10 protein-coding genes and 1 riboswitch are annotated in these 11318 nt (G+C 73.3%); of the genes, 5 read left to right on the top strand and 5 right to left on the bottom strand.

Going from position 1 to position 11318, the window contains the following annotated elements:
* Window positions 1-33 precede the first annotated feature (33 nt).
* Window positions 34-999 (top strand): quinone oxidoreductase family protein, encoded by a 966-nt coding sequence (locus Msi02_RS18700; protein ID WP_204049557.1) that lies wholly within the window; start codon window positions 34-36, stop codon window positions 997-999.
* 33 nt (window positions 1000-1032) lie between these two features.
* On the opposite strand, the gene Msi02_RS18695 is transcribed toward Msi02_RS18700, so the two are convergent.
* On the bottom strand, window positions 1033-1833 hold the full coding sequence (locus tag Msi02_RS18695; protein ID WP_204049556.1) for an IclR family transcriptional regulator domain-containing protein: 801 nt from the start codon (window positions 1831-1833) through the stop codon (window positions 1033-1035).
* Window positions 1834-2120: 287 nt separating this feature from the next.
* Here Msi02_RS18695 and Msi02_RS18690 point away from each other — a divergent pair, with 287 nt between their 5' ends.
* Together Msi02_RS18690 and Msi02_RS18685 are read left to right on the top strand one after the other, a co-directional pair.
* Complete coding sequence (locus Msi02_RS18690; protein WP_204049555.1) at window positions 2121-3356, top strand: extracellular catalytic domain type 1 short-chain-length polyhydroxyalkanoate depolymerase; 1236 nt, start codon at window positions 2121-2123, stop codon at window positions 3354-3356.
* A 167-nt stretch (window positions 3357-3523) separates the two neighbouring features.
* Complete coding sequence (locus Msi02_RS18685) at window positions 3524-4129, top strand: DUF305 domain-containing protein (protein WP_204049554.1); 606 nt, start codon at window positions 3524-3526, stop codon at window positions 4127-4129.
* A 62-nt stretch (window positions 4130-4191) separates the two neighbouring features.
* On the opposite strand, the gene Msi02_RS18680 is transcribed toward Msi02_RS18685, so the two are convergent.
* A complete protein-coding gene (locus Msi02_RS18680; RefSeq protein WP_275414154.1) occupies window positions 4192-4851 on the bottom strand; it encodes a CHAP domain-containing protein in 660 nt (219 codons plus the stop codon).
* 286 nt (window positions 4852-5137) lie between these two features.
* Window positions 5138-5280: riboswitch (cyclic di-AMP (ydaO/yuaA leader) on the bottom strand.
* Between the two features lie 288 nt (window positions 5281-5568).
* Between Msi02_RS18680 and Msi02_RS18675 the strand changes: the two genes are divergently transcribed.
* Both Msi02_RS18675 and Msi02_RS18670 read left to right on the top strand, forming a co-directional pair.
* A complete protein-coding gene (locus tag Msi02_RS18675; protein ID WP_204049553.1) occupies window positions 5569-6312 on the top strand; it encodes a dienelactone hydrolase family protein in 744 nt (247 codons plus the stop codon).
* Window positions 6313-6323: 11 nt separating this feature from the next.
* Entirely contained in the window at window positions 6324-6611 is a 288-nt protein-coding gene (locus Msi02_RS18670) for a DUF6295 family protein (protein WP_204049552.1), read from the top strand.
* 76 nt (window positions 6612-6687) lie between these two features.
* On the opposite strand, the gene Msi02_RS18665 is transcribed toward Msi02_RS18670, so the two are convergent.
* From Msi02_RS18665 to Msi02_RS18655, 3 genes are all read right to left on the bottom strand, one after another.
* On the bottom strand, window positions 6688-7410 hold the full coding sequence (locus Msi02_RS18665) for a GNAT family N-acetyltransferase (RefSeq protein ID WP_204049551.1): 723 nt from the start codon (window positions 7408-7410) through the stop codon (window positions 6688-6690).
* A gap of 335 nt (window positions 7411-7745) precedes the next feature.
* Entirely contained in the window at window positions 7746-10340 is a 2595-nt protein-coding gene (locus tag Msi02_RS18660; protein ID WP_239108502.1) for an MXAN_6230/SCO0854 family RING domain-containing protein, read from the bottom strand.
* 167 nt (window positions 10341-10507) lie between these two features.
* Entirely contained in the window at window positions 10508-11266 is a 759-nt protein-coding gene (locus Msi02_RS18655; protein WP_204049550.1) for a TetR/AcrR family transcriptional regulator, read from the bottom strand.
* Between the last annotated feature and the right edge of the window lie 52 nt (window positions 11267-11318).

The raw sequence follows: 11318 nt of genomic DNA, 5'->3' as shown, positions 1-11318 counted from the left end.
CCGATGACGACGTGCTTCAGCGGAAGGTGGGACATGCGCGCAGTACAGATCGTGGAACCCGGCAGGCCGCCGCTGGTGGCCGACCTGCCCGTGCCCGTCGCCGGGCCCGGCGAGACGCTGGTCGAGGTCGTCGCCGCGCCCGTCACGCCGCTCGACCTGCTCTGCGCGACCGGCACGTCCTACTTCGGCAGGCCGCGAACGCCGTACGTGCCGGGGGTGCAGGGGGCCGGCGTCGCGGACGGGCGGCCGGTGTGGTTCGCGACCTCGGCCGGGATGGCCCCGGGCGACGGCAGCATGGCGCAGGTGGCGGCCGTGCCCGCGCGCGACCTCGTCGAACTGCCCGCGGCGGCCGACCCGGTCGCGGTGGCCGCGCTCGGGCTCTCGGCCGTCGCCGCGCACATGGCGCTGACCTGGCGCGGTGAGCTCGCCCCCGGCGAGCAGGTGGTGGTGCTCGGCGCGGGCGGCGTCGTCGGGCAGGCCGCCGTGCAGATCGCCCGTGTCGCCGGGGCCCGCAGGGTCATCGCGGGCGCCCGCTCCCCCGCCGCCCGCGAACGCGCCCTGGCGGCGGGCGCGGACGCCGTGGTGGCGCTCGACACCGGCGACGTCGCCGCGCTGGCCGCCCGCTTCGCCGAGGCCTGCGACGGGCCCGCCGACCTCGTGCTCGACCCGCTCTTCGGCCCGGCGGCGGCCGCCGCGGCCCGTGCCCTGCGCCAGGGAGGCCGGTGGGTCAACCTCGGCTCGTCGGCGGACGAGACCTGCCCGATCGACTCCTCCACACTGCGCAGCAGATCGCTGCGGCTGCTGGGATACACCAACAACGAGCTGACCCCCGAGCAGCGGGCCGCCTCGATCGTCTTCGTCGCCGAGCAGGCGGCGCGGGGGCGGCTGGCCGTCGCCTGCGAGAGGGTCCCGCTGGAGGAGGCCGGGTCCGCCTGGCGGCGTCAGGCGGCCGGAACCGCCTCCGGCAGGATCGTCCTGATCCCCGGGGCGGCCTCCTAGGAGCCCGTGACCCACGGATTCCTACGCCGGTTCCTAGGAGGCCGTGACCTGCGGGACCGACTCGTAGAGCGCCCAGTCGGCGCTGATCGCGCCGGCGGTCTTCAGCAGCAGCGGCAGATACTCCTCGGTCAGCTTCTCCAGCGAGGTCTCGGCGGCGTGGCTGTTGACGTTCACGGCCGCGATGACGGTGCCGGAGCCGTCGCGCAGCGGCGCGGCCACCGACCGGATCCCGAGGGCGAGCTGCTCGTCGGTCAGCGCCCAGCCCTTGGCCCGCACCTCGCGCAGCATGGCGTCGCGCTCCCGCGGATCGGGCCGCCACCGCGGCTCGATGCCCGACCGGCTCGGCTCGGCCAGCACCCGCTCCAGCTCGTCCGGCCGCAGCGCCGCCAGCAGCACCTTGCCCAGGGACGTCTGCAGCGCGGGGAACCGCGTCCCGATCTGCACCGAGAGGGCGACGATCTTGGGCACGGCCACCCGGGCGACGTACACGATGTCGGACCCGTCGAGCTGGGCGATGGACGACGACTCGTGCGTCTGGGCGACCAGCCGTTCCAGGTGCGGCCGGGCCACCTCCCACAGGCCCATCGAGCGGACGTAGGAGACGCCGAGTTCGAGCACCCGCGGGGTCAGGGCGAAGCCGCCCTGCGCCGAGCGGGCGTACCCCAGCTCCTGCAGCGTGAGCAGGATGCGCCGCGCGGTGGGCCGGGCCAGACCGGTCGCCGCCGCCACCTCGGTCAGGGACATCACCGGGCGCGCCGGCTGGAACGCCCTGATGACATCGAGGCCGCGCGCGAGCGCCTCGATGAAGTCAGGTCCGGTGTCGCCTCGTGCCATGAACGCCTCTTCCGCTCGAACTCGCCGAGTCAACTTTAGACCCTGCTCGCGGTTGGCTGTCCGCCTGTCGGCGGCCCGCGTAGTGCGAGATGCCCAGCTTCACATCGCCGTAACGCGGCGGTCGGCGGCGACACGCCTCAGAGGTGACCGCTGAGCGGACCTCTGTCCGGCCCGACGACGCCATGACAGGACGGGGAAAAGTGTGCCCGGGGACCATGTCGGGAGGATGGCCGGAGTCCTACCGTGCGCGGAAAGGATCGGTGCGCCAGGTCATCCGAGGAGCCCCCATGGTCACGTCCTTCCCCGCCCGGCCGCCGCGAGCGGCGCGGACCCTCGCGATCCTCCTGCTCGTCCTGGCCGGCCTGCTCGGCACGGCCCTGATCACCCCGCCCGCGCGGGCCGCCTCGCTGGTGCAGGTCGGCTCGTTCGGATCCAACCCCGGCAACCTGGCGATGTACGCCTACCGTCCGGACGGCCTGCCCGGCGGCCGGCCGCTCGTGGTGCTCCTGCACGGCTGCACGCAGAACGCGAGCGGCTACTTCGCCGATTCGGGGTGGCGCAAGTACGCCGACCAGTGGGGCTTCGCCCTGGTGCTGCCGCAGACCTCCAGCGCCAACAACTCGTCGAGCTGCTTCAACTGGTTCCAGACCGGCGACACCACGAGGGGGCAGGGCGAGGCCGCGTCCATCCGCGCCATGGTCGCGTACGCGGTCGCCAACTACGGGACCGATCCCTCACGGGTCTACGTGTCCGGCTTGTCGGCGGGCGGGGCGATGTCCGCCGTCATGCTGGCGACGTACCCGGACGTGTTCGCCGCCGGATCGATCGCGGCCGGCCTCGCCTACCGCTGCGCGAGCAGCCTGACCGAGGCGTCCGGCTGCCAGTACGGCCCGACGAGCAGGACCCCGCAGCAGTGGGGTGACCTGGTGCGCAACGCCTACCCCGGCTACGCGGGGCCGTACCCGCGGGTGGCCGTCTGGCAGGGCCAGTCCGACTACACGGTCGTCCCCGCCAACGGCGCCCAGTTGCGCGACCAGTGGACGAACGTGCGGGGCGTCTCCCAGACCCCCACCTCCACCCGCTCGCTCACCGGCGGCACCACGCTCAAGGTGTACGGCGGCGACGACGTGCGCCTCTACGAGATCAGCGGCATGGGCCACGGCCTTCCGGTCGATCCCGGCGGCGCCGCCGACCAGTGCGGCGCCACCGCGGCGTACTTCCTCGACACGATCTGCTCGGCCTACCACGACGCCCTCTTCTTCGGCCTCGACGGCGGCGCCCAGCCCAGCCCCACCGCCACGCCCAGCCCCTCCCCCAGCCCCTCGCCCACTGCGACGCCGACGGGCACCTGCGTACGGGCCAGCAACTACGCCCACACCACCGCGGGACGGGCGTACCAGTCCGGCGGCTACACCTACGCGAAGGGCTCGAACGACGCGATGGGCCTGTGGAACACCTTCACCACGCACGCGCTGCGCCAGACCGGCCCGGACTACTGGGTGCTCGCCGACGGCCAGTGCTGACCGGCCCCGCTCAGATCACGTTCAGGGCTGACGGGAAGGTTCCGCGGGACGGGGTACGACAAGCCGACGGGGCGGCGGCTGCCCGGGGATGGTCGCCGCCATCGGCACTGCGGGCAGGCGGCGGGACGGCCCTGGTCCGCGGCCCGGACGTGAGGAGGTGTCGGCCGATGAGGGGACGTGTTCTGCTGACGGCCGCTCTGCTGGCCGGCGTGGGCGGCGCGTACGGCTCCGCCGCCTGGGCCGGGACGGCTTCTTCGCCGCCCGCGCTCACCGCGTTCACCGCGCTGGCCGGGCCTGCCGCTACGACGCCGGCGGCCGACCACAACGACCAGGACGTCATGTTCGCCCGGATGATGATCCCGCATCATCGTCAGGCGGTGGAGATGGGGAGGCTGGCCGAGGGCCGCGCGGCGGACCCCCGGGTCGCGCGGCTCGCCCGGCGGATCGAGGCCGCGCAGGCTCTCGAGATCCGGACGATGAGCGGCTGGCTCACGGCCTGGGGCGAGCCGGCGCCCGGCGAGAGCCCCGGGCCGGCGCACCACGCCATGCCCGGAATGATGTCCCCCGAGGACATGCGGCGTCTCGAACGGCTGTCCGGACGCGCCTTCGACCGGGCCTTCCTCACGATGATGATCCGGCACCACGAAGGCGCCGTCGCCATGGCGCGCGACGAACTGCGCAGCGGGGTCTACGAGCCGGCCCGGCGGATGGCGGCGTCCATCGTCTCCAGCCAGTCCGCCGAGATCAGGGAGATGAGGAGCCTCCTGGGATGAGACCGCCGCGATGGCCGGAGCCGGCAACGCGGTGCCCGTAGCTCCGGGAAGGCGGCGGGAGGTCACCCACGCTTGCGGTGCCGTCCGCCGGACGTCGTCGCCGCGGCCTTGAACCGCAGTCCGGTCACGGCGGTGGAGACCACCGCGAACAGCAGACCGGCCGGCAGGACGGCGTCGCCGGGCGACCACACGAGGTCGAGCGACTGCCCCTGGGCGGCCGCCATGTTCCTGGTGGTGGGCCCCGCGCCCTGAACGCTCGCATGCACGGCCGCCACGGGCTGGATCGTCACCGGCGCCTTCGGCGTCACCTTGACCTTGCGCGGCAGGCCGTACCCGACGATCTTGCTTTTGTCGCGCACCTTGCGCTTGAGCCACACGCCGTCGACGTTGCCCTCGATCGTGTGGACCTTCCCGCCGACGACCTTCTCGACGATGCCGACGTGGTCGATGTCGCGGATCTTCTTCGACCCCGACCAGGCGAAGAAGACCACGGCGCCCGGCTCGGGCTTGTCGCTCCAGGCGTGGTGCTTCTCGAACCACTTGGCGTGCCGCGTGGTCAGCGCGAACTCGCCGACGTGGTCCTGCACCCCGGCCCGGTCCGCCGCCCAGGAGACGAACATGTCGCACCAGGGAGCGGTCGTGAAATCGGGGTCCTTGGCGACGTTGTCGGCGTACCACTTGCCGAACTTCGTGTGTTTTCCGGCTCGTTCGCGGTAGCCCAGTTCGGGGCGGACGGCGTCGAGCAGTTGTCGAGCAATCGGATCGGTGGAAATCGGAGGCTCCTATGGCGCGCTTCGAGACATGACGAACCGGCCCGCGGGGCGTGACGGCATGACGGCATGACCGTCCGGGGACACGGCCGCGGCGGGGCGGAATCAGAAACGGGAGATGTGGCAGCCCGTCACGGGCGCGCCATCACCCCGGAAGCCTGGAGACGTTCCAGGGCGGGCATGTGGTCCGGCGACGCAACGCGGACCGGGTGGGCAGGTGGAGCCGACACTCCACGCGCTCTCCTCTCCTTGGCCGCCTACCGGGTTAGCTGACGGGTTCGGGCCAGGAGTAGCCCTACCGGATGGTCCGGATTCACCCCAAGAGACGTGGGTCCCCGGTTCCCGGGATCGATGACTTCCGGGATTCGGCGGTCGCCGGTCGTCCTCGGGTTGAGGACCGCACACCGGCGAGACAACGGGAAGCTTAGTAGATAACAAGTGAGACACGACCAAAAACCCGGCAAAGGGCATCATTCCGGCCGCAGCCGTTCCATGCTTCCGCAGGTCCTCACGGTCGCGGGCCGCCGCCGGTGAGATGCGCCACACAGCGCCGTACGGCACATGCGCGCGCACGGGTACCGGTGTTCACCCCATCACCCGGCGCCGGCACAGCGGCTAGCTTAGTTAGCCAAGCTAACTGCTGGTCGCCACAGGGAAAAGGGACTTTCTATGACGGACGCGATGTGGGCCGGTACGGTCGCCGTGACCGGGCACGAAGGCGCCGAACTCGAAGCGTACGCCGCCCGGCCGCTCGGCTCCGGCCCCCACGGCGGGGTCGTGGTCATCCACCACCTCCCCGGCTACGACGAGGCCACCAAGGAGATCGTCCGCAGGTTCGCCGCGCACGGCTACGCGGCGATCTGCCCCAACCTGTACTCGCGCGAGGGCGCCGGGGTCAGCCCGGACGACCAGGCCGCCGCGGCCCGGGCCAAGGGGGGCGTCCCCGACGAGCAGCTCGTGGGGGACGTCGCCGGCGCCGCGGCGTACCTCAAGGGCCTGGAGCACGCCAACGGCAAGATCGGAGTGATCGGCTACTGCTCGGGTGGGCGGCAGACGTTCCTGGCCGCCTGCTCGCTCCGGATCGACGCGGCCGTCGACTGTTACGGGGCCTTCGTGGTCACCGCGCCGCCCGCCGAATCCCCGCTCAAGGCCGAACCGCTGATCTCCCGGGCCGGTGACCTGTCCTGCCCGCTGCTCGGGCTCTTCGGCGCGGACGACAGGTTCCCCTCGCCGGACGAGGTGGCAGTGCTCTCCGCGGAGCTGGACGAACTCGGCAAGGAACACGAGTTCCACGTCTTCCCCGACGCCGGGCACGGGTTCTTCTCCGTGGACCGCCCCGCGTACCGGCCCGCCGCCGCGGTGGAGGGCTGGAAGAAGGTCTTCGGTTTCTTCGGCCGCCACCTCGCCGCCTGAGGAGAACAGGGATGTGCACCTATCTCACCGAGAAGATCCGGATCGACGGCGCCGCCAAGGGAGCGTCGGGCTGGTTCACGGTCACCGACGGCATGGTCTACGTCGACCATCCCTACCACGCGTGCCAGGAGCACACGGTGAACATCGACCTCACCAACCCGGCCGAGGGCCCGTCGGCCCGGGTCGCGATCGAGCTCACCGAGGAGGCGGCGCTCGCCCTGGTCGAGGCCATCCACAAGGCCCTGGCCGCGGCGCCGCCCGGGCTCGCGTCGGGAACCCGCCGGTCCCTCCCCGCCTGATCTGCCTCGTCCGCCGGCCGCGCGGCGCCCGCCCAGGGTGAGGGCAGGGCCGCGGACGGCCGGCGGTCGGCGGTCGTCAGGCTTCGAGCGACATGTACAGGCGAGTGCCCCCTGGCCGGAAGCCCACGCGTTCGTAGACCCGGCGCGATCCCTCGCCGCCGTACTCCAGCCACACCGACCGCGCTCCCCTGGCGAGCATCGTCTCGGCGAGCGTGGCGGTGACCGCGGCGGCGATGCCCCGTCCGCGGAAGCCGGGGCGGGTGCCGACCCCGGCGAGTTCCGACGTCTCCACGGCCGGAGCGGAGCACATGGCCGCCCCGGCGCAGCCGCCGCCGGGCGCCCGGACGAACCGGACCGCGCCGCCGTTCTCCTCCGTACGGCGCAGCCGGGCCGCGCCCTCCGGCGACGCGGCGAACTCGCCGCCGAACGCCTCGGACAGGGCGGCGTCGATCGCCGCGTAGTCCTCGTCCGTGGCCGGCGCCTCCACAGGGAGGACGGCCGGCGGCGGCGTCAGCGTGGCCGGGGTGCAGACGAGGTAGTCGTGCACCGCCTCGACGGTGAACCCCGCCTCACGGAGCGCGGGCTCCACGGCGGGCGCGGCGTCCGGGGCGAACTCGAGACGGGGCTTGAGCCCGCGCTCGCGGAACGCCCCGATCAGCGCCGCGACGTCCCGTCCGCCCGGCCTGGCGCCGGGCAGGGGTGTCGCGTAGTTGACGTACGGGCTGGTGGTGCCGGGCTCGACGCCGAGGACGAAGCCGCCGATCTCGACGACTTCGGGACGGCGGCGAAGGTTGGCCACGGCGAAACTCTGGACATCGATGCCCACGGTGATATCGACCTCACGAATGACAAGGTGGAGCGGTTCGCCCATCGCTCGGCGCGGAGGGGTGAACTCGCACGGGAAAGCCATCCCGGACGGGGATGGAGAAGGTGCACAGGGCACCGTCACGTGGGGCCGCCGTGAGACGGTGAGGGCAGTGAACCGATGACGCGGGAGGCGTACCGGTCAGTGCCGACGGCGGCCGCTGTGGGACGCCGGGAACATAGGCTTCATTCCTTCGCTGTGATCTGTGTGAAGCGCGCTCACTTTCCCACGCGGGTCCGTGAGCGCGCAAACGGTTATCTCCGGCGGGGTCAGCGCGCCGCCGGGGCGAGCATGCCGACGAGGTCGCAGGCGTCGAGTGAGCGGATCAGGGCGGGGTCGAGACGGGCAGGGTGCAGGGCGTAGACCTGTGCCCCCTCGCTCACCTGCACGTCGTCCTCCAACACCACGGCGAGACCCGCTTCCGCCGCGCCGGCCTCCGCAGCGGGGCCGGCCGCCTGCCGTACGCCGAGGCGGGACGCGAAGGCGGCGGCGTCCTCGCCGGGACGACGCGCGTGCCGGCTCACGGCGCCGTCGCGGTGCCGTACGACGACCTCGCGGGCGCGGGCGGCTGCGTGCCAGCAGGCGACCTCCCACAGGGTGACGCGCTCGCCGAGGCCATAGGCGTCCTCGGCCGCCGCGCCCAGACGGGCGATTTGCTCCTCGTGTTCGTACACGTCGTGGAACCCGGCGAACGCGGACACGTTGAGGTCCACCCAGCGCATCGTGCGCGACCAGAGGTCGGCGACGAGCGGGACGAGGATCTTGGCCGGGCCGGTCAGGTCGAAGCGCTGCCGTACGGCGAGCGGGTCGAACAGGCCGTCCGGATCGTCCATGAATCCGGCGAAACCGCGGGCCAGTTCGTCGAACGGCACGTCGTTGTAACTGAACACGATGGGCACCACGTACCGGCCGCCGGTCGCGCGCAGCGCGGTCACGTCGAGATCCACGAACTCCGACGCGCCCAGCGGCTCGGGCGCGGAGGTCAGATCCCCGGAGTGGACGGCGGCGCTCGCGCCGAGCCGCAGGTTCGTGTAGTCGCACAGCCCGACGAACTCCCACCGCGCGTCGAACACCGCCACCGACAGGTCCAGGTCGACCACGCGATCCGCGGGCTCCGCCCAGTGCAGGAACAGCCGGATGCGCTCCCCGCGCGGTAGCGGCCGGACGCTGCCGCGCGGCAGCCGTACCAGCGAGGCCGAGGCGGACCGCTCGGTGTCCGGCGCGAGCAGGTCGTCCAGCTCCTCGTCCAGCAGCGCGGTCCCGACGGGCGGCAGCGCGGCGGCCCGGCGCAGCATCTCGCCGGTCAGTACGGCGGTCAGGGCGGCCACCGTCTCGGGGGCAAGCTTCTCGCGGGCGTCGGGCTCGGCCCAGATCCGCGCCGCTCCCCCGCGCGGGAGGAACATGCGGGTCCCGCCCGGTGGCGTGCGCAACTGCCCCAGGGTGGCGATCAGCACGGCCGGGGAGACGTGCGGCGCGGCGGCGCGCAGGGCCTCGGCCAGATCGGCGGCGGGCAGGCGACGGGCGAGATCGGCGGTGCGCCGCAGCAGCTCTCCCGGCCGGCGCGCGAGCAGGGCGAGTGCCTCGCGGGGATCTGTCCGCAGCGCGGCCTCGAACCGCCCCGCGAAGGTGCGGGCGCGCAGCCGTACGCCGTCGAACGACAGCAGGTCCCCGTGGGCCGCCGCGCGCTCCAGCAGGACGTCCGCCATCGGCGTGCCTTCCGGCAGCGGGGTGCCGCGCAGCACGGCGAACGCCAGGGCCGCGTCCGGGTGGCGTCGGTGGAACTCGTGTGGGTGCAGCACCTCCGCCATGTGCCGCCACTGCGGCGGGTAGCGGTGCAGGTCCTCGATCAAATACGGCAGCGCCTGCCGGTCCAGCACGGCGAGCAGTGCGCGGCGCACCGGCCGGGGCAGGCTCGTGCGGCGCGGGAGGCGGGCGCGCAACCCGGGGTCGCCGCCCATGAGTGCGTGGAGCAGCCGCAGCACGTCGGTCGCCGTGTCGGCGTGCCGCGTCAGCAGGCCCAGGTCGCCGTGCCGTACGGCCGAGGCCAGGACGACGGCGCGGGTCTCGCGGGCCGGGATCCGTTCGGGGAGCCAGCCGGCCGACTCGGGCCAGAAGTGATCGACGATCTCGGCCACGACCGCCCTGTCCTCCGCGCGCGGCGCCGCCTGCCGGGACAGCAGCGGACCCAGCAGCTCGCGGGCCCGGGCGGCCGGATCGTCGCACAGCCCGAGCAGGGTCAGCGTCTCCGGCACCCGGCCGTTCCACCTGACGGCCGGGGCGTAGACGTCGTCGGCCGGGCGCAGGAAGGGATCACCGGGGTCGATCCGGCGGTGGCAGATCGGGCAGGCGCTGTAGTCCGCGCCGTCCCAGCACGCGCGGCAGACCAGGTGCGCACACGGGGACACCGGGTGGACTGCGGCCATCTCCCCGCACAGCACGCACGGCTGCTCCGGCCGCTGGAGCAGCACGGAGAACACCCTGCGGACGAACAAGTCCACCGTGTCGGCGGGGACCGACTCCGGGAAGCGGCGGAACAGCGGCGCGTGCACGACGCGCCCGCCCAGCTGGGCCGACAGGGCGGAGACCAGCGCGCTGCCCGCCTGCCCCAGCTCCCCGGCGTCCAGCTCGGCCAGCCGGGCCCGCAGCGGCGCGCTCAGCACGTGCCCGAGCTGGAGCAGGTCCGCCTCCAGCGCGACCACCCCGTCGGCGACGGTGGGGAGAGGCCGGCTCAGGCGGGACGAGCGCGACGAACGGCCGGAGCGCTCAGGGCCCGGGACGGCTTCCCGCTCGACGGCGGAAACGAGAAGGTCGGGGGCGACCAGCCGCTGCCGCAGCAGCAGCTCCGCCAGCCGGTCCACGGGCATCCCCCCTGCGTACGAGCGATCGGACAGGCACCGGAAAAGTGAGACGGGGCGGAGAACGGACGCGCTAAAGCGATTTCGAAGATCGAGAAGGAAGCACGTCCAGGAGCCGCCCCTTGGCCCGCCACCCTAGCCCGCCACCCGATCTTGTGTCGTCCCCTTTTCCCGGCTCAGCCCTGGCCGACGGGCTCCGTGCCGACGGGCTCCGGCGTGACGGGCTCCGGCGTGACGGGCTCCGGCGTGACGGGCCCTGGGGTGACGGGCTCTGTGTCGGAGGGCCGTTCGGGGGCGAGCGTGCGCAGGCCGACGAGGAAGATCTCCAGCGCGGTCTCGAACTGGGGGACCGTGACGGGCGGCAGGTGGGGGGCGCACTCGGCGAGCCGCGGATAGCGCTCCCGGCTCTGCGCCGCGTAGACCAGCGGCGCCCCGGCGTCGCCCTCGCGCACCTCCGGCGGGAGCATCACGAACGACGCCTCGAAGGCCGCCCAGGCCAGGACGTGGTCGCCGAGAGCACGCTCGTAGCGCGCCGCCTCCGGCGGTTCGAAGCCCCCTTGGCGCAGCGCGTCGAGCAGCACCTCGATGGCGTTTATCTCGGCCTCGCGCCGGGTCGACCGGCTGGCCGCCAGCACCGCGGCCTGGGGGTGGCCGGCGAAGGCTCGGTAGACGCGCATGGCCGCGTCCCGCAGCGTGTCCAGCCAGTCCTCCCCGGGGGCGAACCCGGCCAGCGCCTCCTCGTACAGCCGGTCGGCCAGCGCCCGCACGAGGTCGTCCTTGTCCCGGAAGTGCCGGTAGACCGCCGTCGCGTCCACGCCGAGACGCCGGCCGATGTTGCGGAACGTCAGGGCGCCCGGGCCGCCGCTTTCGACGAGTTCGAGGCAGGCGGTGACGATCAGCTCCTGGGAGAGCGCGACGGTACGGCGTGGGGGCATGAGCACATTCTCCTCAGTGAGACGTGATCGTCGCGACACATTCTTCACAACA

It is taken from the genome of Microbispora siamensis (assembly GCF_016863095.1).
Lineage (GTDB): Bacteria > Actinomycetota > Actinomycetes > Streptosporangiales > Streptosporangiaceae > Microbispora > Microbispora siamensis.
The sequence above is the reverse complement of the archived record's forward strand: the minus strand, read 5'-3'. Positions and strand labels throughout refer to the sequence as shown.